Source organism: Eggerthella hominis (assembly GCF_014287365.1).
In the GTDB taxonomy this organism is placed as follows: Bacteria; Actinomycetota; Coriobacteriia; order Coriobacteriales; family Eggerthellaceae; genus Eggerthella; species Eggerthella guodeyinii.
This window is the reverse complement of the sequence record NZ_JACOOA010000004.1, coordinates 14,070-36,809: the sequence shown is the minus strand read 5'-3', so window position 1 is coordinate 36,809 and position 22,740 is coordinate 14,070. Positions and strand designations below refer to the sequence as shown.

Sequence of the window (22,740 nt, the reverse complement as noted above, 5' to 3'; positions counted from 1 at the left end):
TGGCTTGTCGGCGGAGTTTCGCCGCTGCGCGCCGATCGAACGACTTGCGGGTTGGACGGTCGGCGCGCGAGGCACTGCCAGTGCGCAAGACCGTAGCGCGCCAAGAACGAGAAAGAGGAGAACCAATCATGAACCAGACCATGCCTGCCGAACTCGTTGAGAACCTCATCGACTTCTGCGAGAACCGCAGCCGCGTGTACGCGCTGCTGTCGCGCTGCTACGAGACCGAGATCGACGCCGCGTTCGCCGAGACGCTGGCGGGGGAGGCGTCGCTCGCCTCCGACGACCCGGCGCTGGCCGACGGCTTCGCCGCGCTCCAGACCGACCTCGCCGATTGCGACGAGGACGCGCTCGAGCAGCTGGCCGTCGTGTTCGACCGCGCGTTCTTCGGCATGGGCCCGCGCACGGCGCAGAAGGCCTTCCCGTACGAGTCGGTGTACACGAGCGAGGGCGGCCTCATGATGCAGGATGCCTACAGCGAGGTGCTGCGCGTCTACCGCGGGGCGGGCTTCGCGAAGAACCCCGGGTTCAAGGAGCCGGAGGACCACCTGGCCGTCGAGCTCGCGTTCATGGCGCTGTTGTGCGGGCGCGCCGTGGAGGCGCTGCGCGCCGGCGACGAGGCGGGGGCCGAGCGCCAGCTGCGGGTGCAGCTCGCGTTCGTGCAAGAGCATCTGCTGAACTGGATCGAGCGCTTCGCCGCCGACGTGCGGAAAGCTGCCGAGGGCGGCTTCTACTTCCACTTGGCGACGTTCACCGAGGCGTACCTGCGTGCCGACGCGGCCGCCCTCGCGGATGTGGTGGAGTAGCGTCCTGCGTTCGTGGCACAAATTTACGGTTTGGGCACGTAAAAAGACGAGTGAAAAATGGCGACCAGGCATTATGCGGACTTGCGGTTCATTTTTAGTCGAAAGCGGACGGAATTTGCGCCTAAACCGTAAATTTGTGCCAGATTCGGCCGATCCGACCGACGGTCGAGCGTGTTTCACGTGAAACATCGAAGCTGCAAGTAAGTACGTGAGGGGATGATCGGAGTGGAGCAGATTTCCCGGCGCGGGTTCTTCGCTGCGGGGGCCGTGGGCGCGGCGATGGTGGGCGTCGGCGGGTTCGGCGCCGTGTCGCGCCAGGCCGACGCCGCGTTCGTGCGGCCGCCCGGCGCGTCCTCGGGCGCCGAGGTGGTTGCTGCGTGCGACCGCTGCCAGAAGTGCCTGCAAGCGTGCCCGTACGGCATCGTGACGCCGGTTCCGCTGGCGGAGAGCCTCGTGGCGTACGGCACGCCCATGCTGTCGTTCCGCAACGGGTGCTGCGACTTCTGCATGCAGTGCGTCGATGCGTGCCCCACCGGCGCGCTCGCGTACGGCGGTCCGGCGGAGCGCGACCTCGGCGTGGCCGTGGTGGTGAAGGACGCGTGCGTGGCCTGGGACTGGGCCGGCTGCACCGTGTGCAAGGACGAGTGCCCGGTCGAAGGGGCCATCACACTCGACGACCACGACCGCCCGGTCGTGCATCCCGAGTACTGCGACGGCTGCGGCAAATGCGAGCAGGTGTGCCCCTCGGCGTCGCTGCGCGCGTACAACGCGGCGGCCTCCGACCGCGGCATCGTGGTGGTGTCGCGCGCGAGCGAGGCGGCGCAGGCGACGGGCGCCGTGCCCAGCGCCGAACTGGCATCGAAGCGCACGGTCGCGGTGCCGCGGGGCAGCGAGGCCGCTCCCCATACGAAGGGCGTCCATCCCGACGGGCCGGACGCGACGCGCGAGGCGGGAGGCATCTCATGAAGACGCGCATGCGCACCATCCGCATCCTCGTCGCCGCGGGCGTGCTCGTCCTGGCGGTCGTGGCCGCGCATCTCGACGGCAGCGCCGCCATCGGCACGCTGTGCGCGCTGTGTCCTGTGGGGTTCGTGCAAATCGCGGCGGCGTCCGGCTCCGTTCCCTGGGGCCTGCTGCCGGGCGTGCTGGCCGTGCTCGTCATCGTGTTCCTCATCGGGCGCGCGTTCTGCTCGTGGCTGTGCCCCTCGCAGCTGCTCAAGAACATTTTCGGCGGCCACACGCCGCGCGGCATCCTCGGCAGAAGCGGCAAGGCGCCCCTGAGCGACCGAGCGGCGGGTTGCGCATCGTGCGCTTCCGCGTCGGGTGCGAGCCTGAGGACCCAGGGCCTCGTCCTGGCCGTCCTGCTCGTCGTGTCCATAGCCGTCGGGTTTCCCGTGTTCTGCCTGCTGTGCCCCATCGGGCTTGTGTTCGGCACGCTGTGGGCGCTCAACCGCGTGTTCGTGCTGCTGCAGCCGGGCTGGGAGCTGATCGTCTTCCCGCTCATGCTGCTGGCGGAGTTGTTCCTGTTCAAGCGCTGGTGCTCGTCCATCTGCCCGCTCGGCTTCTTCTTCGGGCTCGTGGGCAAGGCGCGCGCGAAGCTCGGCTTTGGCGCCCGTCCGCAGGCCGACTGCTCCACCTGCATCTCGAAGGAGGGTTGCCGCACCTGCTCCACGGTGTGCCCCGAGGACATCGACGTGGCGCACCCCGGCACCGCGACGCTGGACAGCTGCACGTTCTGCCTCGACTGCGTGGAGAACTGCCCCACGAAGTCCATCAAGCTGAAGGCGGGTGCCCCGAAGCCGGAGGCGTCCCCCGCAGCGCTCGACCCGGAAGAGCCTGCGATCGAGCGCTAGGCGCATTCCCTCCTCAACGCACGAAAGCCGCCCGCGGGCGGCTTTCGGTGCGATCGGTGGCGCGACGACGCGGGGCGCCCTACCAGGGCTGCGCCGAACCTTCGATCGCGTCGTAGGCCGGCACGCCGTAGCCCAGCACGTCGAAGGACGTGGTGCCGCCGGCGGGCACGTTGGAGACGAAGCTGGTGTAGCCGCCGACGATCGCGCCCGCTTCATCGCGCAGCAGCACGACGACGGCCGCTTGGTCCCTGTCGGCGTCGGTCAGGTTGGTCACCTCGCCGACGAAGTTCACGGTGCCGTAGCCGCTGTCCTGCGCGCTGAGCCCGCTCACCTCGAACATCGGCTCGGCCGCATCGGCATCCTGCCAGTTGCTCGAGCCGACGCTCAGCTCGAATTCGACGGTGGCCGGCGCGGTGCCGTTGCCCGCCTGGCCGCCCCAGGCAAGCTCCTGGCCCGGGTTGATTTTCATGAGCGTCTGCTCGTCGGACGAGATGACGGCGCCGTCGGCATCCTTGCCCGTCACCTTGATGACGGGGAACAGCGCGCCCTGGGCGCCCTCGTTCTTGATGATGATGCCGTAGTGGACGTAGCCTTGCTCGTCGGCGGACCATCCCGAGTCCACCACCGTCAGCTTGTTCTCCTGCGCAGGGGCTTGGTTCGCCTGCTGCTCGGACGCGTTCGGAGCGCTGTCGGCGGGTTCCTGACCGGATGGGCTCGCGCAGCCGGCCAGCGTTGCGGCCAGGGCAGCCGCCGCTCCCAATGCGACGATTCTCTTCATAGTCCCTCCTCGAAGGGTAGCAGCGCCGCTCGTGCGAGGGCGCGTATCGACATGACCCGCTCATCGTAGGAGAGCCGTCAAGCCCCGCAGCTGGCGATTCGGCGAAAGCAGAACCATCCCAAACGCGTTTGCGTCGCCGTCCATGCCGCCCCCGTTCGGGTATCATGGCTAGCATTGAAGCGCGGGGCGGGCGGGAGAAGGGGTGCGGCGTGAAGTTCACCATTGTGGCGGTGGGGAAGCTGAAGGAGAAGTTCTGGACGGACGCGTGCGCCGAGTACCTCAAGCGCATGCAACCGTACGCGAAGACCGAGGTGCGCGAGATCGCCGACATCGACCCTGCTCGCGCGGGCGGGGTGGACGCGGCGCGCGACCGCGAGGGCGCCGCCATCCTCGCCGCGCTCGCGCCTGCGACGCATGTGCTGCTGCTGGCCATCGACGGCAAGCAGCGCTCGAGCGAAGGCTTCTCGCAGCGCATCGACGCGCTCAAGCTGAACGGCACGAGCGACATCGCATTCGTCATCGGCGGCTCCGACGGCGTGAGCGCCGCGGTGCGGCAGCGCGCCGACGAGACGCTGTCGTTCGGCCCCGTCACGCTGCCGCACAACCTGGCGCGCGTCGTGCTGTTGGAACAGCTCTACCGCGCGCAGAAGATCTCGCGCGGCGAGCCGTACCACAAGTGACCTACCGGGAGCGTTCGCGCGCGAGCGCGCCGCCGGCAACCAGCGTCGCGACCAGCGCTGCAAGCGCGAGCGGGCCGGTGGGGTCGCCGGTGGGCGCGAGCTTGTGCGCCGCATCGTCGCCCGCGCCGTCCGGCTTCGGAAGCGGTTGCGGGTCCTCGCCCGGCCCCGCGGGCTCCTCCGGCTTCGCCGGGTCGTCCGGGTCGTCCGGCTTCGCCGGCTCCTTGTCCAGCTGCTCAGTGATCGCGTAGATCACGCGCAGGCGGTCGTCGGTTCCCCCGCCTTCGGTCGCCCCGACGGCCTCCGCTTCCTCGGGCGACCCCTTGGGCCCCGAAGACGCTTCCAGGCTCAGGCCCACGCTCAGCCAGCTTCCGTCGTCGAGCCAAGCGCCCACGCCGTTCGACGCCGTGGTCAGCGTGGAGAGCGGTTGCAGGTTCGCGTCGCAGAACAGCACGTCGGAGCGTGTGACCTTCGGCTTCGCCAGCTCGGTGCGCGCCGTCAGCGCCACGGTGCCGTAGCGGGCGACGCTCAGCTGCTGGTACTGTGCGCCCCCGCTTGCCTTGACGTCGGCGCGCGCCTGCTCGACACCCCCGTCGTCGAAGCGGATGAGCAGGTTCGACGTCTCCGCCGTGGAGGAGAATTCCGGCCCCATCAGCGCGTAGTAGCGAGCGCCGGCGCGCTGTACGTCCTGCATCGCGCGGCTCTCGTGCAGCGGCAGCGTGGCCTCTGCGCGCTCGGGCGTGCACAGCTCGCCCGCCAACGGAGCGTCTTCGGGGCTCGTGGCGCCGTCGCGCAGCGCTTCGACGATGGTTCCCGTTGGCACGATCCGCGCTTCTTCCATCGTGTCGCCCTGCGCGTTCGCGAAGCCGAAGGCGAGCGTGCCGGCGTCGACGGAGGCGGTCGATTGCGCGTTCGTCCAGCCGTAACGCGCTTGCACCGAGCCGTCTTCACGCGGCGTCAGCGCGGTGACCAGCTGACCGCGCTCCGGTCCGTAATGGTACGTGACCACGAGGACGGTCGTGCCGCTGGCGGTGCACGGCTGCGTGGAGGTCTGCTCGAAGGGATGCGAGGCCGTCACCGTGCCGCTTTCGAGGTCGATCCAGTATCCCGTGCCGGGTCCGTACTGCGCGGACACGATGGCGAACGCGCTGGTGTCGGACAGCGGGGTGGCGTTGATCGATGCGCGCTCGATCGTTGCGGGGATGCTCACCCCCTCGATCGTGCGCGAGGCCACGCGCACGGGATCGTCGGCGTCGAGGGTGTGCAGCCGCAGCGTGCCGTCGGCGATCTGGAAGAAGCGCTTCGTGCCGTTCGGGCTGGTGAACACGTTGCTTGTGGCAACGAGGCCATCGGTGTACTCGGTGCCCTGGTAGGCGCCCGAGCGGCTGACGGCGGTCAGCGATGCGTCGGCCTTGAGCGGCAGGCGAATCTCCGGCGAGTACATGGTGCCCTCGTTCGTGCGGGACAGCGTGAACAGGCCGGCGGGGAAGACGATCTCGCACGTGGACGACGGCCCGATGCTGCCGGCGTCGAGCAGGCAGGAAAGGCTCACGGTGGTGCCGTCCACCGCGATGTCGTAGAGGGCGTGGTGCTGCCCGTCCACGATGAGCTGCGTCGCGGCCGGAAGCGGCGTGGTCAGCCTCGGCGCGAGCGAGGCTTCGAAGGTGAGCGTGCAGACGTTCGACACCGCGTCGAACGTGGGCGTGAGGGTGAAGTCGACGGGATCGGCGGGCTTGTCGGCGTTCGAGTACGAGATGGCAACCGTGCCCTGGGCGGCCTCGCTTTCCGTGACCGAGATGGTCAGTCCGGTGAAGCCGACGTTGGCGTTCTCGTAGAAGTTCGTGGAGGGATACCCCTGCGGCGACACCCCGTCGCCCTCGTAGAGCATGCAACCGTACTCGTCCGAGCCGATGGCCGAGGGGATGAGCGAGCTGGTTTCCGTATGGGGCTCGCTCATGTCGGGGTCGACCAGCTCGATGAGCTGGTCGTGCGTGGTGCCGTAGGCGTTCGAGTGCACGAGGTAGCCTCCGCCGGAGCCCACCTCGGCCTGCACGCGGTACAGGCGGAATCCCGAGGGGAGCGGGATGTTCTCGGTGCCCTGCGCGCCTCCGTAGTACACGCTTTGGTTGCTGGCGAACTGGTCGTATTGCAGCAGATAGTAGGACGAGAACATGCTCTCGTCCTCGTTCGCCACCACGATGATGCCGCCCGTTTCGCGCAGGTCGTCCGACGTGAACGCCGCGAGCGCCTGCTCCACGGACGAGCTGCCGTCCTCCGCGGGGTCCACGTGCTGCACCACGGCGCCGTCGCGTTTGACGTCGATGCCGTCCTCGTTCGCGAACACGCGGGTGATCTTGCTCTCGGGCAGCCATCCCAGCATCCATTTCGAGAAGCCGTTGTGGTCGCCCTGGTTCAGCATCATGATGTCGAAGGTGAGGATGCCCGTCCGTCCCGTCGAGCCTCCCTGCTGGCTGGCGTACTGGTAGTAATCGGGCAGGCCCAGCACGTGCCCTGTCTCGTGGATCATGGTTTGCGCGGCCCATGCCGTGTCGCACGGGTTCGCCAGCGCGACGGCGTTCCACAGCTGCACGGTGCCGTTCGCATACGTGGTGTCGGGCACGTTCAGCACCTGCTCGTTGCTCCACCACACGCTGCCCCAGCCGGTATCGGCGCCCGCGAAGTGCAGGTAGACGGCGTCGATGCGGCCGTCGCCGTTCGCGTCGAACTGCGCGAGGTCGACTCCCGAGGCCTCGAGATGGTCGAGCGCTTCCTTGTACAGCTGCCCGATGTTGGCGGTGTAGTAGTCGCGCTCGTGCTGCGCCTCGTAGTCGACGGCCTCGCCGGTGATGGTCAGCGTTCCGTACGATGCGCGCTGGTAGTAGGCGTGCAGGCTCTCGTAGGGGTAGGGCCCGGCGCTCGGCAGCGCGGCTTCTCCCTCGTTGCGCGGGCCGATGAGCGCCTGGAGCGCTTCGAGCGTGTCGCCCGCCTCGAACTTCTTGTCGGGGAACGACACGCGCAGCGCCAGCACGTGCGCCTTGCCCACGGTGGCCATGCCGCCGTCGTTGCCGGGAACCGCGTTCGTGGCGATGCCGTTGCTCGCCTGCTCGCGCGCGATGGCCTGCTGGATGAGGCCCGCGGTGGGCTCGTCGTTGTCGAGGCCTTCCTGGAACGCGGTGCGCTCCTCCAGCGTGCCGTCCTCGGCATACGTCGTGCGCTGCTCGTCGGTTGCGACGCACGGCGAGAGCGGCTCTTCCGAGGCGTAGGCGCTCAGCGGCACGGTGAGGCTCGCGAGGACGATGACGATCGAGGCGGCGGCCGACAGCGTCGCGAGGCGTACGGTTCGAAGCATGCGATCTCCTTCGTTCGTATGACGATCCCGTATATAGTACGCGAATGCTCATGCTTTCACCACTGCGCCATCGAGGATCGGCCGCGCGTCCGCGCGCGGGTGGATGCGCGCCGTCGTTCCGCTATACTGGTCGCAAAACCGGGAATCGTCGCGGGGCGACGGAGGAGGAACCTATGCGCTTCATCTCGTGGAACGTCAACGGCCTGCGCGCCGTGCTCAACAAGGGCTTCGAGGACATCGTGTGCGACATCGACGCCGACATCGTGGCCTTGCAGGAAACGAAGCTACAAGAGGGCCAGGCGACGCTCGACCTGCCGCAGTACCGCGAGTATTGGAGCTATGCCGAGAAGAAGGGCTACTCCGGCACCGCGATCTTCTGCAAGGAGGAGCCGCTGCAGGCGCTGCACGGCCTGGGCTTCCCGCATCTCGACACCGAGGGGCGCATCGTGGCGCTCGAGTTCCCGAAGTTCTGGTTCGTGGACGTGTACACGCCGAACGCGCAGAACGAGCTGGCGCGCATCGACCACCGCATGGAGTGGGACGACGCGTTCCGCGACTTCTGCAAGGGGCTCGAAGAGGGCGTGCTGCCCGCCGGCGTGCCGGTGGAGCGTCCGGCGAAGGGCGAGGGGCACGTGACCATCTCCGAGCTGCCGTTGACGCAGCCGGGTGAGACGGCCGACCCGAAGCCCGTCGTCATGTGCGGCGACTTCAACGTGGCGCACCAGGAGATCGACCTCAAGAACCCGGGTCCGAACCGCGGCAAGGCCGGCTTCTCGGACGAGGAGCGCGGCAAGTTCACCGACCTGCTGGAAGTCGGGTTCGTCGACTCGTTCCGCCACCTGCATCCCGACGTGACGGGCGCGTACTCGTGGTGGAGCTACCGCTTCAAGGCGCGCCAGACGAACGCGGGATGGCGCATCGACTACTTCCTGGTCAGCGACGAGCTGGCCCCGAAGATCGCCAGCGCCTGCATCTACGACGAAGTCTACGGCAGCGACCACTGCCCGGTTGGCATCGAGCTGGAGCTGTAGGGGCGAAATCGATGTGAAGCTGCTCGAAAAGGAGCCCCAGGCGGGGCTCCTTGCTTACTTCTCGGCGTGGCAGGTGTTGCATTCGTAGACGTCGGCGTGATGGCAGTTGCGGCACACGGCGGGCGCGGTTTCCGTCGCGCTTTCGGACGTGTGCAGCTTGTGGCACGACGAACAGGTGGTGCCGGCTTCGGCATGGTCGTCGTTGACCGGCAGATCGTGCGGGTTCACGGTGAGACCGTTCTTGTCGGTGAGGGCGGTGCTTGCCGCGGTTGCGACGGCGAGCTCGGTCTTGTCGTGGCAGGTGAGGCAGATGTCTTCCGACACGGCGGTTTTCTTGAGCGTCGCCTTCTTCTTCTGCGAGTCGAGCGTCACCTTCTGGTGGGCCTCCTCGAGTCCGGCAACGTCGTCGTGGCAGGTCAGGCAGTTGTCCTTGAGCGAGGCGTGCTGCGAGGCTGCGCATGCGGCATCGTCGAACGATGCGACGTCGGTCTCGTGGCAGGTGGCGCAATCGCTATCCTTCGACCAGGTGAATTCGGCCGCCGTGGGGGCGGCGTCGTCGCTGGCTGGCGGCGCGCCTTCTCCTTGTGGCGCGCACGCGACCAGGCAAAGCGTCAGTCCGCAGACGACGAGCGTCAGCACGGCGGTTCGGCGGATCGGTGGGGTGAATGCGGTCATGGAAACTCCTTCGGATATGCCAGGAGGCCGACGAGAGGGAGGGAGGTTCGCCGGCCTCCTGGCGGGCGGGGTGTCTACTTGGCATCCCATGCGTCGAGCGCGGCGCAGCCTTGGCCGGCAACGCGTCCGGAAGCGACGGCTTCGCTGATGTTTCCGCCGCCGTTGTACATGTAGCCGTAGATGGTGCCGAACTCGCCAGCTGAATACAGGCGAGGGATGGGGTCGCCCTTGAGGTCGAGCACTTCGCACGCGCCGTTGCGCTTCGCGCCGCCCTGCGTGTTCAGCATGCCCAGGCCGATTTCGATGGCGTAGAACGGCGGCTCGAGCGGAACGAGGTCGAACGGCTTGATGATGACGGTGTCGTCGCTGGACGTTTCGCCCTCGCCGTAGGCCGTCGAGGCATCCGAGGCGTTGAAGAAGTAGTCGTCGTGCACCGCCTCGCCGCGTCCGAAGTCTGGGTCTTTGCCTTCGGCGCAGTGCTGGTTGTACGTTTCGATGGTGTTCTTGAGCACCTCCACCGGCTGGTCGATCTTCTTCGCCAGTTCTTCGACGGTGTCGGCCTTCACCATGATGCCGGCGTCGATGAGCTCCTGGTTCGTGGTCTTGCCGGTTTCCATGATCACCGACCAGGCCATGTACGTGATGGCGCCCAAGATGTCCTTCGATCCGGCCCCTGCGCCCAGAATCAGATGAGACTTGTCGGGAACCACCATGAGCGGCCACACGCCGCGCTCCTTGATCTTGCCGTGGCGCGCCAGGCCGCGCGTTTCCTCGTACATGAAACGCTTGCCCTCGCCGTCGACGTAGATGTAGTCGTAGCCCATGGGGTAGGGGATATTGCAGATGGTCGAATCGGGCGACACCGCGCGTACGCAGGTGCTGGCCGCCGCGTAGCTGTTCATGTGCCAGAGGTCAGCGCCGATCTGTTGCGCCATCTTCACGCCGTCGCCCACGTTGTAGGGGCTGCCGCATACAAGCGAGTTGGCGCAGCCCAGCGACACCCCGTAGTTCGACATCATTTCGGGGTTCGCGGCGAAACCGCCGCACGCAAGCACGACGCCCTTCTTGGCCTTCACGTACTTGTCGCCGGCAACGAGGCCGTACACTTCCTTCGTCTCGTAGTGGTAGATGAGCTCGGTGGCGCGCATCTCGTACATGACCTCGATGCCCAGCTCTTCGGCGGTGTCGCGCAGGGGGATCCACAGCGAGGACATGCCGCAGATGCCGTCCACGTAGTACGTCTTGACCTTGTCGCCTCCGGGGATGCCGGGGAACTCGGGTGCCGCTGCGGTTGCGGGCTGCAGGTCGTAGCCCAGCTCGTCGGTCAGCCATTCCATATTGCCGCATACGCCCTCGGCCCATGCGCGCATCCAGTCTTCGGGAACCTTGTATCCTGCGTTGAGCTCCGTTTGGTAGGTGATGGCGCTCTCCACGTCTTCGGGGATCATCAGCATGTCGCCGGATACGCGCGTGGTGCCGCCCGACAGCTCCTCGGGCGCCACTTCCAGGCAGAGGACGTGCTCGACGCCCGCGTTCTTCGCTGCGATGGCGGCAGACAGCCCGGCGGCGCCCAGCCCTACGATCACCACGTCGGCTTCGACATCCCACGACTCGGGCAGGTTGCCGTTCGGCCCCGCGCTGCCGCCCCCGCTGCACCCGGCGAGTCCCGCCGCTGCGACGCTTGCCGCTGCAAGGGTGCCTCCCATCAAGAAGCTGCGACGCGATATCCCCTGGTTTCGCTTGCTTTCCCTCGTGCTCATACCTTCCTCCTTTTGTTCGGTTTGATCGAGGCAGCTGCCGCCGACCCGATCCCGATGTCCCCACCGTACCAAGCGCCCCCGCGGGAGCGGAAGCGACGATGGGGCATGGGTTGAGGCAATGGCGGAATAATGCCAGATGGAACTGGGTTTCCACGTTTCTTTCCGAACGGTCATAAGCCGAAGCCGAATCGGAATAACCCCAACGGCGCGCTTGGCGACACGAAGCGCATGCGGTCGTGTATCATGGAGCGAGGGGAATCGCCGCGTGCGATGAGAGGGCGGTCCGGGTTCGGGCCGGACGTGCCTTCAAGGGGAGGTACCATGGATATCTCGTATTGTCGCGAACTCATCACGCTTGCCGACGAGCTGAATTTCAGCAAGGCTGCCGAGCGGCTGTACATCACGCAATCGACGCTGAGCAAGCACGTTGCGGCGGTTGAGCGCGAGATCGGCTTCCGCGTGTTCGACCGTACGACGTCGCGGGTGGAACTGACTGCGGGCGGCGAACTGTGGATCGACGGCTTGCGCGACGTGGTCGAGAAGTACGATACCGCCGTGCGCGAGGGACGCAGCCGCCAGCATGATTCCGAGACGACCGTCCGGGTTGTCGGCCCGCTCATCAACGAGCACATGCTGTCGCTTGCCACGATGGCGCAAGCGCGTCTGTGCGCACGGGGTATGGACGTGCGGCTGGTTATGGCCGACACCGGCGTGCGGGATTGCCACGAGCGCCTGCTTGACCGGCGCGCCGATATCGCCCTGGCGTTCCGCTACGAAGACGATGTCGCCGGGTTATGCTACCGGCACTTGTTCGACGTGCCCTTCGGCATCGCGTGCCATAGCGCGCACCCGCTCGCTGAGAAATCGCCCCTGTTGTTCCGCGATATGGTGAACGAGCACCTGTTGACCTATCCCGAGGAAGAGCGCGAGGCCTATCACGAGTTCGTGCTGCGCGTGTGCCGAGGGCACGGCATCGCGGCCCGTTTGGAGCATCTTGAGGCGGGGGCGATGTGCTTTCCCAGCTCGGAAGACGGCTTGGTGTTCGGCGTCCACTTCCCCGGCTACGCGCGCTACGGCGGCGACATCGTCGTCCGGCCGCTCGACGATCGGTCGGATGCGTTCGACGTGTGCGTGGTTCGTCGCGAGGACGAGGAGAACGAGAGCGTGTTGCAGCTCTTCGACGGCATTGTGCTCATGAGCGAAGAAAGCGAAGCCGACGGCCCGCTCGTGGTATGATGCACGGCGACACACGACGATAGAAAGATGGTCATGGATAGAGCGAAAATCGAAGAGGGCGTGCGGCTCATTCTCGAGGGCGTGGGGGAGGATCCCCAGCGTGAGGGGCTGCTGAAAACCCCCGAGCGCGTGGCGAAGATGTACGAGGAGGTGTTCGCCGGGCTCACCGAAGACCCCGCCGAGCATTTCGAAACCACGTTCGACGAGCATCACGAGGAAATGGTCCTCGTGCGCGACATCCCGTTCTATTCCATGTGCGAGCATCATCTGGTGCCGTTCTTCGGCGTGGCGCACGTGGCGTACATCCCGGCGGTCGACGGGCGCATCTGCGGCCTGTCGAAGCTCGCGCGCCTGGTGGACGCATTCGCGAAGCGCCCGCAGGTGCAGGAGCGCCTGACCTCGCAAATCGCCGACACTCTGATCGAGCAGCTGCATCCGCAGGGCGTGATCGTGGTGTTGGAGGCCGAGCACATGTGCATGAGCATGCGCGGCGTGAAGAAGCCGGGCGCGAAAACCATGACGAGCGCCGTTCGCGGCGCCTTCGAGAAAAGCCAGGCGACGCGCGCCGAAGCGCTGTCGCTCATCTTCGCACGCAGACATTAAACGGAAAGGAACCAACCAATGAAGTGTGTAGTCTCCGTTCTGGGCAAGGATCGCAGCGGCATCGTCGCCGAGGTTGCCGCGGCGCTTGCCGCATGCGGCGCGAACATCGACGACATCAGCCAGACCATCCTGGACGACATCTTCTCGATGACCATGCTGACCACGCTCGACCCCGAGAAGGCCGACTTCAACGCGGTGCAGGAGAAGCTCGAGGCCGTGGGCGAGTCCCTCGGCGTCCAGATCATCATCCAACGCGAAGACGTCTTCCAGTTCATGTACAAGATCTAGCGCACGGAAACGCGGGAGGGACGTGAGCCCCCCTCCGTGCCCCACACGCAAAAAGCGCATCGGCCCGGTCCTGGGGGACCCGGTCGATGCGCTTCGGGAGGGGATGCGCCGTGGTGCGCGGCGCGCGGGTAAGCGGGGTTGCGGCTACGCGGCGGCGGGGCCGAACAGGGCGTTCGCCACGGCGAAGCCCTCGCCCTGCACGCCGATGCCGCAGCTGCCGATGATGGTCTCGCCGATGGCGCGCAGGCCGGGGATGGCTGCGCCGCTTTCGTCGAGCACCTGGTAGCTATCGTAGATGTCCACGTTCAGGCCGCCCACGGTGATGTGCATGGCCCAGGTGCGGGGGCTCGCGTAGAACGGCAGGTTCTCGATGGGGCTCTCCTCGGAGAACGTGGTGCGCCCGAAGTCGGGGTCCTCGCCCGCGCGGCATAGCTCGTTGTAGCGCTCAATGGTTGCCGCCAGCGCCGCGCCGCCGCAGCCGATCTGCTCGCCCAGCTCCTCGATGGTGTCGGCGCGGTAGAGCTGCCCCTGGTCGATGAGGCTTTGCAGGCTGTGGCCGTAGCGGTTGACGTCGCCGTTCACGCGGCAAGTGTCGGCATCCGAGATCATGAACATCATCTGGTCGGTCTGCTCCATGATGTGCTGCGTCATCGTGTAGCGGTCCTTCACCTCGTCCATGAAGCGCTTGCCCTCCTTGTTGACGATGGCGCAGTCGATGTCGTCGCCCACGGTGGTCTCGTCGGTGGAGTTCTTGCAGTCGGCGAAGGGGAAGGGCATCTGGGTGTCCATGAGCGCCACGGTGCCGCCTGCGGCCAGGCCCATCGTGATGCCGTCGCCCGTGTGGCCGTATGCGTTCGTCGTAGGAATGTCGGTACCTTCCTTGAACGGCCACATGGTGTTGTACTCGCGCAGCATGTCGGGGTTGCCCGAGAAGCCGCCCGTCGCCAGGATGACGCCCTTCTCGCCGCGCACGCGGTACGTGGTGCCGTCGGGGCCCGTGGCCACGGCGCCCACCACTTCGCCGTTCTCGATGATCAGCTCGTTCGCGGGCGTGTTCAGGTAGATCTCCACCGGGTAGTCGTTCTTCTCGATAGTGTCCTGGTAGAACATGAAGTAACCCTGGCCGCACACGCCTTCCTTCGGCGACGTCCAGCGCGGCCACGAGTAGCCCACGATGCCGCACAGGTCTTTGAACTGGAAGCCTTCGGACACCAGCCAGTCGTCGAGGTCGGCGATGTTCTCGGCCGTGCGCAGCATCTCGTCGTACTCGCCCTCGCCTTGCAGCTTGTACTGCAGCGCGTGCAGGTAGATGGAGTCGAACACCTTGTCGCTGCCCGAGGCTTTCCAGGCATCGTAATCGGCCTGGAGCAGCGCGAACTGCTCGGGCGTCATCACGGAGGGGGCCTGCGCCAGCTCGTCGGCCAGCTCGTTCGTGTAGCTGTCGGTCATCTTCTCGCGCAGCTCGTCGGGGGCGTTGACGTACTCCAGATAGCCGCCGGACACCAGCGCGTTGCCGCCGATGGTGCAGCTCTTCTCCAGCACGACGACCTTCTTCGCGCCCAGGCGGGCGGCGGTCAGCGCGGCGACGGTTCCCGAAGCGCCCGAACCCACGATGACCACGTCGGCGTCAAGCTCCTCGACGGCGGTGGACGGCGCGGGCGGCACGTACGATCCCGCTAGCGCGTTCTTCTTGCCGCCGGCCTGCTTCACGCAGTCGGTGACGGCGTTCTTGATGGCCATGCTGGTCAGCGACGCGCCCGTGATGACGTCGACGTCGAGGGACTGGTGCTCCACGATGGCCGCGGGGATGCGCTCGATGGCGGCGTCGGAGATGAACTTCGTCTCCTCGTGCTTCGTGACGGCGACGGCGGTCAACGCGTCCTCGCTGAACGTGGTCTCCACGTGCACAGGGCCGAACTTGCCCTGGCCCGAAGCGGTGTACGTGCCGGCCTTGAAGCCCTTCGTCGACGCGCTGGCGGTGGGCGCGCAGCCCGAAAGGCCGAAGACGGCAACCGATACGCCGGCTACGGTCAGGGTCTTCATAAAGCTGCGGCGCGTGAGTCCGAGTTCGTTCATGATGCTCCTCTTCCTGTCTCTCCTGATTGGTTCGGCCGACCTGCGTTCCGGCCGGCCGCCGTCGCCCTCCCTGGCGAATGACCAGAAGGTACGCCCGCCCGGCGGTCGCGGCAATGCTTTGCGAGGATGAAACCGCGTATGAACTTTGTAACCCGAACTGTAAACTGCGCAGGTGGGAGTCTGTTTTTGGAGAAAGCGCCACCCGGCTGCGCGACCGGGTGGCGCGTTTGGTACAATGCCAGCATGCAGACAGCCGAAGGCCATACAGGGGAGCGCGGAGGGGAGCGAGCGGGGGAGCAGGACGCCCCGGTCGACCTGCTGCACGACGCGCAACGGCGCATCGCCGATCTGCGCTATCTGTCGCTGTGCTTCTTCGGCTTCGCGTTCGTGCGCGCGTGGGACGACATATCGTTCGCGCGGTTCGCCGCACTCTATCCCGACAGCCCGTGGTTCGGCCAAGACCTCATGAGCCTGGGGATGCTGCCCGTGTTCATCGTCTGCGTGGTGGCGGCGCGGAAGCTGGCGCCGCTGTATCGGCGCCGCGCGGTCGTGATCGTGGCGCCCGCGTGCATGGTGGCGTCGGTGCTGCTGTACGAGCTGGCGGTCGCCTCGCCGGGAGCTGCGGGCGCGTCGGCGTCGGCGGCCTTCCCGCTCATCGTGGCAAGCGCGCTCTTGGCCGGCGTGGGAGCGGCGTTGTCCATCCTGCAATGGGCCGAGCTGCAAGCGTGCCTCAACTCGCTGCAAATCGTGCTGTACGTGTCGGGCGCGTTCTTCCTGGGGTCGGTCATCGGGTGGATGACCTTCGGTATGGGCGAGTCGCGCCTGGTGGTGGCCCTGCTCGTGCTGCCGTTGCTGTCGTTCGCGTGCCTTAAGGTGGGTTTCGCGAAGATTCCCCTCGTGGATTTGCCGAAGCGCACGTGGGGCAAGCTGCGCTTCCCGTGGAAGCTCGTCATCGTCCTGGGCGTGTACGAGTTCGTCTTGGGCGTGAAGCAGGGCGCGCCGACGTTCCAGAACGACCTGTTCATCTTCGGCGTGATGCTGGCCTCGGCCATCCTGTTCATCGTGTCGTACTTCTTCTCGCACAAGTTCGATTTCACGCGGGTGTACCGCACGCCGTTCGTGCTGATGGTGTGCGGGTTGCTGGCCACGCTGCTGTCGTTCTCGTCGAACAGCGCGGTGTCCGACGTGCTGGTGTCGGCGGGCTATGCGCTCATGTTCCTCATGCTGACGGTGCTGCTGTGCGACCTGTCGCATCGCTACGGCGTCTCGGCCGTGCTGCTGTGCGGCATCGAGGAGCTGGTGATGTTTGCCAGCGTGGGCGGCCACCTCGTGTCGGCTGGCATGGCGGAGGGGGTCATCCCGGTGATGCCCGACGACGCGGCCGTGTCGGTGCCGCTCGTGATCCTCGTGGTGGTGGCCAGCATGGTGCTGCTGTCCGAGCGCGAGTACTCGCGGTGGGGCGCGTCGTTCTTCGGCGTGGGGAAGCTGGCGCAGGACGGCGACGAGCAGGGCCGATTCGCCGCGCGCTGCACCGAGCTGGGCGAGCGGTACCGCCTGAGCCCCCGCGAGAAGGAAGTGTTCCAGCTGCTGGCGCTGGGCAAAAGCGCCGCCGACATCGAGCGCGAGCTCTACATCGCGAACGGCACCTTCAAGTCGCACACCCGTCGCATCTACCAGAAGCTCGGCATCCACAGCCGCACCGAGCTGGACGAGATGCTGCGCGGCGACTAGGGATGGGCGCGTTGCGGTGCACCCCGCGGCGCGAGATCGCGCGTGCGATCCGAAGGATCCCCCCGCCGATCCTCGACGCACGCGGCCTGCGATCGCCATACCAGGATGTTTCACGTGAAACATTCGTTCGTCTGGTGCAGAATTGCGGTTGAGGAGATAGGGGCGCGTGCTGCGCCGACTCGTGGCGCAAGGCAAACGTCCGCCGTGGCCCCAAATGGGCAGCTATGACAAAGTTTGTTACGGCTAACTCACGCCGCAGCAACGAAAGAATTTTCTGACCTGGCCTTATGCGAGCGATGTTTCCGATAGCGCGGCGTACGCAGTCGAAATCACCAGTCAAAATTGTCATAGGTGCTCATTTGGGGCCACGCCTGCGATGGCCGTCCGAAGTTCGATGCCCGCAGCGCCCCTTCTAGCGGCTCCGAACTACAAGTTATGACTTTAATGAGAATTAGTATCAATTAGTATTCCATTTCAGAAATCGAACCGGTATCGTAGCCCTCATCAAACAACCCGCCGCGCATGAGGCGGCAAGAGGGAAAGGGTCACGCCATGGCCAACGAATTCGATACCACGAAGCTCACGAACGAAGTGGGCAACCCTGTCGCCGATAACAACCACACCCTGACCGCGGGCGAGCGCGGCCCCATGATGCTCCAGGACAACTGGATGATCGAGAAGCTGGCGCACTTCGACCGCGAGGTCATCCCCGAGCGACGCATGCACGCGAAGGGCTCGGGCGCGTACGGCACGTTCAAGGTGACCGGCGACATCAGCGCGTACACGAAGGCGAAGGTGTTCCAGCCCGGCGCGGAGACCGAGGCGTTCGTCCGCTTCTCCACCGTGGCCGGCGAGCGCGGCGCGGCCGACGCCGAGCGCGACATCCGCGGCTTCGCCATGAAGTTCTACACGCCCGACGGCAACTGGGACCTCGTGGGCAACAACACGCCCGTGTTCTTCCTGCGCGATCCCAAGAAGTTCATCGACCTCAACCACGTGGTGAAGCGCGACCCGCACACCAACATGCACTCCGCGCAGGCCAACTGGGACTTCTGGTCCAGCCTGCCCGAGGCGCTGCACCAGGTGACCATCGTCATGTCCGACCGCGGCATCCCCGCCAGCTACCGTCACATGCACGGCTTCGGCAGTCATACGTACAGCCTGATCAACGAGGACAACGAGCGCGTGTGGGTGAAGTTCCACCTGCGCACGCAGCAGGGCATCAAGAACCTCACCGACGAGGAAGCCGGCCAGATCATCGCGGGCGACCGCGAGAGCCACCAGCGCGACCTGTTCAACGCCATCGAGCGCGGCGAGTTCCCGAAGTGGACGTTCTCCATCCAGGTGATGGACGAGGCCACCGCGAAGAACTACAAGGAGAACCCGTTCGACATCACGAAGACGTGGAGCCACAAGGAGTTCCCGCTCATCGAGGTGGGCGAGCTGGAGCTGAACCGCAACCCGCAGAACTACTTCGCCGAGGTCGAGCAGGCCGCGTTCGCGCCGACGCACCTCGTGCCGGGCATCGGCCTGTCGCCCGACAAGCTGCTGCAGGGCCGCCTGTTCGCGTACGGCGACGCGCAGCGCTACCGCCTGGGCGTGAACCACAACCACATCCCGGTGAACAAGCCGCGCTGCCCCTACGCCGAGTTCCATCGCGACGGCATGATGCGCACAGACGGCAACTTCGGCGACACCATCGGCTACGAGCCCAACAGCTACGGGCAGTGGCAGCAGCAGGCCGACGCGGCCGAGCCGCCGCTGGACCTGTTCGGCCCGATGGACGCATGGGATCCCGCCGACGATCCGACCGACGACACGTTCTACCAGCCGGGCGACCTCTATCGCCTGATGGAAGAGCCGCAGCGCGCGGTGCTCATCTCGAACACGGCCGCGAACATGGACGGCGTCACGGAGAACATCCGCCTGCGCCACGCAGCCCACTGCTACAAGGCCGATCCCGAGTACGGCGATCGCCTGGCCGAGGCGCTGGGCGTGGACGCGAACCGCGTGCACGAGCTGGCGCAGATGACCCACGAGGAGCGCATGGCCGCCACCGGCCAGCAGGTCCCCGCCCGCAAGAAGGGCGGCGAGGTGCGCGCCTAGCGCTCGAGCGCAACCCAACCAAGCTATTCCGCATACGGCCGCTTCTGCTCATCCCTCTTGCAGAAGCGGCCCGTTTCGTTTCGGGCGGTAACCGACGGGTGATCGGCTTCGTCACGGATTGCGCATCGTCGCCCGCGCGGCGTGCGTCGGGGCTACTATCTTCTTTTCATCAGTGAAAGGAGTCTCCGATGCGCGAAATATCTGGGTTGGCCAAGTTCGGCTACTTTTGCGTGGGCCTGTTCGGCGGGTTGCTGGGCGTGCTGGCCGCGTGGTTCATGGGCAAGGACGGTTGGGGCTGGAGCGAGGGCGGCAAGCTGTTCGCCTGGTTCGGCTGCCTGTTCTGGCTTATCGTGTGGGTCATCATGACGGTCACGGGCGGCATCGCGGCGTTCCTGGGCATGCTTTTTTAGCGGCTTTCCCGATAATTCGGCCTGCTCGATCGTGGTACCCTTTGACGGATCGAACGGGCCGGATGGAGGGAGCACCATGGAGCGACAGGAGCGACAGGCGAACCGAGGCGACGGCCTCACGTGGAAGGCAGCCGCGCTGGTCGCGGCGCTCGTGGCGTTGCTGGCGGCAAGCGCGGTGCTCAGCGCATGCGGGACGCAGCAGCCGACCAGCGAGTTCGCGGTGGCGCAGCCGGTCATGCCGCAGAAAGCGTCCGAGGATAATCCCGATGCATGGCTCGACGCGCTCGAGCAGAACCCTCTCGACCAATCGTTCGTGGAGTCGCTGTCGACGTTCGCGTACCGCAGCTCGGCCGCCGCTTTGAGCGACGACGCCAGCGTCGCGAACGGCGCCGGCGAGATCGATCCGGCGAACCGCATGTACTCCCCGCTCAGCCTGTACTACGCCCTGGCGCTCGCCAACGAAGGCGCCGCGGGCCAGACGCGCGACGAGATCGACGCGCTGCTGGGCGCGCCCGCTGGCGCGAACGTGCCCGAGCAGTGCGGCAACCTGTTCCGCGTGCTGGCGACCGATCCCTTCTCCACGGTCGACCTGGCGAACTCCATCTGGATGGCGAAGGGCAATCCCTTCGAGCAATCGTTCATCGACACCGCCACCGGCCAGTTCTACGCCACGCCGTTCTCGGTGGAATTCGGCACCGAGGCCACCGACCAGGCCATGGCCGCGTGGATTTCCGAGAACACGGGCGGCACCATCGAGCCCCAGGTGAAAACCGAGAGCGATCTGCTGCTATCCATCATCAACACCGTGTGCTTCAAGGGCAGCTGGACGGACACGTTCGATGCGGAGAACACCGCGCCCGCCACGTTCCACGCCGCCGAGGGCGATGTCGAAACCGACTTCATGACGCAGCGCATCGACTCGCTGCAAGGGTATCGCCAAACCGACGACTTCCTGCGCGCCAGCCTCGCGTTCACGGGCGGCGCCATGATGACGTTCGTCCTGCCGAACGAGGGCGTGTCGGTGGACGACCTGCTGTCCGACGAGCAGCGCCTGGCCGCGGCTTTCGCCGTGGACGCCAACGAGGACGAGTACGGCTTCATCACCTACGTGGTGCCGAAAGCCGCGTTCGACACCGAATTCGACCTGATCCCGGCGCTCGAGCGGCTGGGCGTGCAGGCGGCGTTCGACGACCGGGCCGATTTCTCGAACCTCACGTCCACGCCGGCGTACGTCTCCATGGTCAAGCAGGAAAGCCACATCACCTGGGACGAAGAGGGCGCCGAAGCCAGCGCCTACACGAACATCGGCATCAGCGAGATGTCCGCGATGGCTCCCGAGGGCGAGGAAGTGGAGCTGCGGCTCGACCGTCCGTTCCTGTTCCAAATCACGTCGTCGCAGGGCATCCCCCTGTTCGTCGGCGTATGCGGCAACCCGGCCGTGGAGGCGTAAGCGCGCCCGGGCCCGTTCCGCCCCGCCCGGGCGCGCTCGCCGCACGAGCCTCCCCGCTCTACAAAAAAGCCCCAGCTCAATGAACTGGGGCTTTTCATATGCGGATGGTGCCCGAGGCGGGATTTGAACCCGCACGTCTAGGACAACGGTTTTTGAGACCGCCGCGTCTGCCATTCCGCCACTCGGGCGCACCGTGAAAGTATACCGGATGCCCCGGTGCCCGTCGAGGACAAAATGCCGCGCAGGGGAGACAAACCTTCGGCGACAATCGCTCAACATATGCATGATGCCCTGGCGTGTCGATTCGGCAACGGTCATAATGGAATGATCTTCGCCGCGCGGCCAGGTGGCTGCGCCGGTTTCACGTACCGCACGCGCACTTGAGAGTCGGGAGGCACCTATGGAGCACGAAGAACTGACCAAGAAAATCGACGCGTACCTCGAGGACAACTGGGAGACGATGGTCGACGATATCACGACGCTCGTCCGTATCCCCAGCTTCGAAGAGCTGGACAAGGCAGCGGAGGGCGCGCCGTTCGGCCCCGGCCCGAAAGAAGCGCTCACCGCGGCGCTCAAGCTGGCGGGCGACATGGGCTTCGCGACCCACGACGCCGAGGGCTACATCGGGTTCGCCGACTTCCCCGGCGAAAGCGACACGCAGCTGGGCATCATCGGCCACATGGACGTGGTTCCCGCCGGTCCCGGCTGGACCTTCGAGCCGTACGCGGTCACGCGCAAGGAAGGCTACCTCGTCGGCCGCGGCACGCTCGACGACAAGGGCCCCAGCGTGGTGGCGCTGCACGCCATGAAGTTCTGGAAGGATCTGCAGGACGCCGGCGAGGTGCCGCCGTTCCCCTACACCATCCGCTTCCTGTTCGGCGCGAACGAGGAATCGGGCATGGCCGACGTCGCGTACTACCACAAGCACTACGAGGACCCGGCGTTCCTGTTCACGCCCGACGCCGAGTTCCCCGTGTGCTACGGCGAGAAGGGCGGCTACGACGGCACGATCGCCAGCAAGCCCATCGCCGATCGCGTGGTGCTCGAGTTCACGGGCGGCGCGGCCACGAACGCGGTGCCCGGCATCGCCGAGGCCGTGGTGAAGGCCGACGCCGCCAGCCTGCCGAACACCGACCGCATCACCGTGACGGCCGACGGCGAAGGCCGCGCGAAGCTCACCGCCGCCGGCAAGGGCGCGCACGCTTCCACTCCCGACGAGGGCGTGAACGCCATCGGGCTCATCGTGGACTACCTGCTGGAGCACGACCTGTGCACCGCCGACGAGCGCGCGTTCTTCGAGCTCGACCAGAAGCTGCTCAACCACACCGACGGCAGCGGCATCGGCATCAAGAGCTCCGACGAGTACTTCGGCCCGCTCACCGTCATCGGCGGCACCATCAAGATCGAGGACGACCGCTTCGTGCAGACGCTCGACAGCCGCTTCCCCACATCCATCACGGCCGACGAGATCAGCGAGCGCCTGCGCCAGCTCACCGACGAGATCGGCGGCACGTTCGAGAACACGCTGCTCATGGTGCCCTTCCTCGTGAAACCGGACAGCCCGGTGATCCAGGCGCTGCTGAACGCCTACAACGAGGCCACGGGCGAGGACGCCAAGCCGTTCACGATGGGTGGCGGCACGTACGCGCGCGAGTTCAAGAGCGGCGCCAGCTTCGGCCCCGAGAAGCCGTGGATCAAGGATCCGGAATGGGTCGGCATGATGCACGGCCCCGACGAGGGCGTCAGCGAGGACCTGCTCAAGCAGTCCTTCAAGATCTACGCGCTCACGCTCGATAAGCTCATGCAGCTCGACCTGCAGTAACGATTTCCGTACGAGCGCCCCGGCGGCCGCGCGCTGCCGGGGCGCCGCGTCCTTCCCGGCGGCCCGTCGGCCGACAAGCGCCCGGTTCG

The 22,740-nt window shown here is 66.4% G+C and carries 18 protein-coding genes and 1 tRNA gene; 13 read left to right on the top strand and 6 right to left on the bottom strand.

The features are described 5' to 3' along the window. Positions 1 to 128 precede the first annotated feature (128 nt). The 3 genes from H8S61_RS09675 (at position 129) to H8S61_RS09665 (ending at position 2,659) form a co-directional block, all read left to right on the top strand. Positions 129 to 806, top strand: a complete 678-nt coding sequence (locus H8S61_RS09675) for a TorD/DmsD family molecular chaperone (RefSeq protein WP_186938847.1) — start codon at positions 129 to 131, stop codon at positions 804 to 806. 216 nt (positions 807 to 1,022) lie between these two features. Then, positions 1,023 to 1,772, top strand: coding sequence for a 4Fe-4S dicluster domain-containing protein (locus H8S61_RS09670; protein ID WP_186938846.1), 750 nt, complete (start codon positions 1,023 to 1,025; stop codon positions 1,770 to 1,772). Next, positions 1,769 to 2,659: a 4Fe-4S binding protein gene (locus tag H8S61_RS09665; RefSeq protein WP_186938845.1), complete on the top strand. Its 891-nt coding sequence runs from the start codon at positions 1,769 to 1,771 to the stop codon at positions 2,657 to 2,659. Before H8S61_RS09670 ends, H8S61_RS09665 begins: the two co-directional genes overlap by 4 nt. A gap of 79 nt (positions 2,660 to 2,738) precedes the next feature. Here H8S61_RS09665 and H8S61_RS09660 read toward each other — a convergent pair whose 3' ends face one another. After that, positions 2,739 to 3,437 (bottom strand): FxLYD domain-containing protein, encoded by a 699-nt coding sequence (locus H8S61_RS09660; RefSeq protein ID WP_186938844.1) that lies wholly within the window; start codon positions 3,435 to 3,437, stop codon positions 2,739 to 2,741. Positions 3,438 to 3,646: 209 nt separating this feature from the next. On the opposite strand from H8S61_RS09660, the gene rlmH reads away from it, so the two are divergent. Further along, positions 3,647 to 4,117, top strand: a complete 471-nt coding sequence (gene rlmH, locus H8S61_RS09655; protein WP_186938843.1) for a 23S rRNA (pseudouridine(1915)-N(3))-methyltransferase RlmH — start codon at positions 3,647 to 3,649, stop codon at positions 4,115 to 4,117. A gap of 1 nt (position 4,118) precedes the next feature. Here the strand turns inward: rlmH and H8S61_RS09650 are convergent, their stop codons facing one another. Further along, complete coding sequence (locus H8S61_RS09650) at positions 4,119 to 7,463, bottom strand: metallopeptidase domain-containing protein (protein ID WP_186938842.1); 3,345 nt, start codon at positions 7,461 to 7,463, stop codon at positions 4,119 to 4,121. A gap of 173 nt (positions 7,464 to 7,636) precedes the next feature. Between H8S61_RS09650 and H8S61_RS09645 the strand changes: the two genes are divergently transcribed. Beyond that, positions 7,637 to 8,494, top strand: coding sequence for an exodeoxyribonuclease III (locus H8S61_RS09645; protein ID WP_186938841.1), 858 nt, complete (start codon positions 7,637 to 7,639; stop codon positions 8,492 to 8,494). A gap of 54 nt (positions 8,495 to 8,548) precedes the next feature. Here the strand turns inward: H8S61_RS09645 and H8S61_RS09640 are convergent, their stop codons facing one another. Together H8S61_RS09640 and H8S61_RS09635 are read right to left on the bottom strand one after the other, a co-directional pair. Further along, positions 8,549 to 9,169, bottom strand: coding sequence for a cytochrome c3 family protein (locus H8S61_RS09640; RefSeq protein ID WP_186938840.1), 621 nt, complete (start codon positions 9,167 to 9,169; stop codon positions 8,549 to 8,551). A 74-nt stretch (positions 9,170 to 9,243) separates the two neighbouring features. Beyond that, on the bottom strand, positions 9,244 to 10,929 hold the full coding sequence (locus H8S61_RS09635) for an FAD-dependent oxidoreductase (protein ID WP_186938839.1): 1,686 nt from the start codon (positions 10,927 to 10,929) through the stop codon (positions 9,244 to 9,246). 321 nt (positions 10,930 to 11,250) lie between these two features. Between H8S61_RS09635 and H8S61_RS09630 the strand changes: the two genes are divergently transcribed. The 3 genes from H8S61_RS09630 to H8S61_RS09620 are packed head-to-tail and all read left to right on the top strand — an operon-like array spanning position 11,251 to position 13,056. After that, positions 11,251 to 12,165 carry a LysR family transcriptional regulator gene (locus H8S61_RS09630; protein WP_186938838.1) on the top strand — a complete coding sequence of 305 codons (915 nt, stop codon included), beginning with the start codon at positions 11,251 to 11,253 and terminating at the stop codon, positions 12,163 to 12,165. Between the two features lie 33 nt (positions 12,166 to 12,198). Next, positions 12,199 to 12,768: a GTP cyclohydrolase I FolE gene (gene folE / locus H8S61_RS09625; protein ID WP_160940717.1), complete on the top strand. Its 570-nt coding sequence runs from the start codon at positions 12,199 to 12,201 to the stop codon at positions 12,766 to 12,768. A gap of 18 nt (positions 12,769 to 12,786) precedes the next feature. Then, positions 12,787 to 13,056: an ACT domain-containing protein gene (locus tag H8S61_RS09620; RefSeq protein ID WP_186938837.1), complete on the top strand. Its 270-nt coding sequence runs from the start codon at positions 12,787 to 12,789 to the stop codon at positions 13,054 to 13,056. A gap of 144 nt (positions 13,057 to 13,200) precedes the next feature. On the opposite strand, the gene H8S61_RS09615 is transcribed toward H8S61_RS09620, so the two are convergent. Further along, positions 13,201 to 15,132 (bottom strand): FAD-dependent oxidoreductase, encoded by a 1,932-nt coding sequence (locus H8S61_RS09615; RefSeq protein ID WP_186938836.1) that lies wholly within the window; start codon positions 15,130 to 15,132, stop codon positions 13,201 to 13,203. A gap of 243 nt (positions 15,133 to 15,375) precedes the next feature. On the opposite strand from H8S61_RS09615, the gene H8S61_RS09610 reads away from it, so the two are divergent. The 4 genes from H8S61_RS09610 (at position 15,376) to H8S61_RS09595 (ending at position 20,829) form a co-directional block, all read left to right on the top strand. After that, complete coding sequence (locus H8S61_RS09610) at positions 15,376 to 16,863, top strand: helix-turn-helix domain-containing protein (protein WP_186938835.1); 1,488 nt, start codon at positions 15,376 to 15,378, stop codon at positions 16,861 to 16,863. 552 nt (positions 16,864 to 17,415) lie between these two features. Continuing rightward, positions 17,416 to 18,969 (top strand): catalase, encoded by a 1,554-nt coding sequence (locus tag H8S61_RS09605; protein WP_186938834.1) that lies wholly within the window; start codon positions 17,416 to 17,418, stop codon positions 18,967 to 18,969. Positions 18,970 to 19,157: 188 nt separating this feature from the next. Then, positions 19,158 to 19,379, top strand: coding sequence for a hypothetical protein (locus tag H8S61_RS09600; protein WP_154332722.1), 222 nt, complete (start codon positions 19,158 to 19,160; stop codon positions 19,377 to 19,379). A gap of 76 nt (positions 19,380 to 19,455) precedes the next feature. After that, the gene (locus H8S61_RS09595) at positions 19,456 to 20,829 is read left to right on the top strand and encodes a serpin family protein (RefSeq protein WP_186938833.1); all 1,374 of its coding nucleotides are present in this window, start codon (positions 19,456 to 19,458) and stop codon (positions 20,827 to 20,829) included. Between the two features lie 105 nt (positions 20,830 to 20,934). Here the strand turns inward: H8S61_RS09595 and H8S61_RS09590 are convergent. Further along, positions 20,935 to 21,017: transfer RNA gene (locus H8S61_RS09590), tRNA-Leu, on the bottom strand. A gap of 212 nt (positions 21,018 to 21,229) precedes the next feature. Here H8S61_RS09590 and H8S61_RS09585 point away from each other — a divergent pair. Beyond that, the gene (locus H8S61_RS09585; RefSeq protein ID WP_186938832.1) at positions 21,230 to 22,651 is read left to right on the top strand and encodes a Sapep family Mn(2+)-dependent dipeptidase; all 1,422 of its coding nucleotides are present in this window, start codon (positions 21,230 to 21,232) and stop codon (positions 22,649 to 22,651) included. Positions 22,652 to 22,740 lie beyond the last annotated feature (89 nt).

What these genes read in the sequence shown, in the direction of transcription:
- H8S61_RS09675 (WP_186938847.1), top strand. Translation starts at nt 129, where the DNA reads ATGAACCAGACCATGCCTGCCGAACTCGTTGAGAACCTCATCGACTTC.
- H8S61_RS09670 (WP_186938846.1), top strand. Translation starts at nt 1,023, where the DNA reads ATGATCGGAGTGGAGCAGATTTCCCGGCGCGGGTTCTTCGCTGCGGGG.
- H8S61_RS09665 (WP_186938845.1), top strand. Translation starts at nt 1,769, where the DNA reads ATGAAGACGCGCATGCGCACCATCCGCATCCTCGTCGCCGCGGGCGTG.
- H8S61_RS09660 (WP_186938844.1), bottom strand. Translation starts at nt 3,437, where the DNA reads ATGAAGAGAATCGTCGCATTGGGAGCGGCGGCTGCCCTGGCCGCAACG.
- H8S61_RS09650 (WP_186938842.1), bottom strand. Translation starts at nt 7,463, where the DNA reads ATGCTTCGAACCGTACGCCTCGCGACGCTGTCGGCCGCCGCCTCGATC.
- H8S61_RS09645 (WP_186938841.1), top strand. Translation starts at nt 7,637, where the DNA reads ATGCGCTTCATCTCGTGGAACGTCAACGGCCTGCGCGCCGTGCTCAAC.
- H8S61_RS09640 (WP_186938840.1), bottom strand. Translation starts at nt 9,169, where the DNA reads ATGACCGCATTCACCCCACCGATCCGCCGAACCGCCGTGCTGACGCTC.
- H8S61_RS09635 (WP_186938839.1), bottom strand. Translation starts at nt 10,929, where the DNA reads ATGAGCACGAGGGAAAGCAAGCGAAACCAGGGGATATCGCGTCGCAGC.
- H8S61_RS09630 (WP_186938838.1), top strand. Translation starts at nt 11,251, where the DNA reads ATGGATATCTCGTATTGTCGCGAACTCATCACGCTTGCCGACGAGCTG.
- folE (WP_160940717.1), top strand. Translation starts at nt 12,199, where the DNA reads ATGGATAGAGCGAAAATCGAAGAGGGCGTGCGGCTCATTCTCGAGGGC.
- H8S61_RS09620 (WP_186938837.1), top strand. Translation starts at nt 12,787, where the DNA reads ATGAAGTGTGTAGTCTCCGTTCTGGGCAAGGATCGCAGCGGCATCGTC.
- H8S61_RS09615 (WP_186938836.1), bottom strand. Translation starts at nt 15,132, where the DNA reads ATGAACGAACTCGGACTCACGCGCCGCAGCTTTATGAAGACCCTGACC.
- H8S61_RS09610 (WP_186938835.1), top strand. Translation starts at nt 15,376, where the DNA reads ATGCAGACAGCCGAAGGCCATACAGGGGAGCGCGGAGGGGAGCGAGCG.
- H8S61_RS09605 (WP_186938834.1), top strand. Translation starts at nt 17,416, where the DNA reads ATGGCCAACGAATTCGATACCACGAAGCTCACGAACGAAGTGGGCAAC.
- H8S61_RS09600 (WP_154332722.1), top strand. Translation starts at nt 19,158, where the DNA reads ATGCGCGAAATATCTGGGTTGGCCAAGTTCGGCTACTTTTGCGTGGGC.
- H8S61_RS09595 (WP_186938833.1), top strand. Translation starts at nt 19,456, where the DNA reads ATGGAGCGACAGGAGCGACAGGCGAACCGAGGCGACGGCCTCACGTGG.
- H8S61_RS09585 (WP_186938832.1), top strand. Translation starts at nt 21,230, where the DNA reads ATGGAGCACGAAGAACTGACCAAGAAAATCGACGCGTACCTCGAGGAC.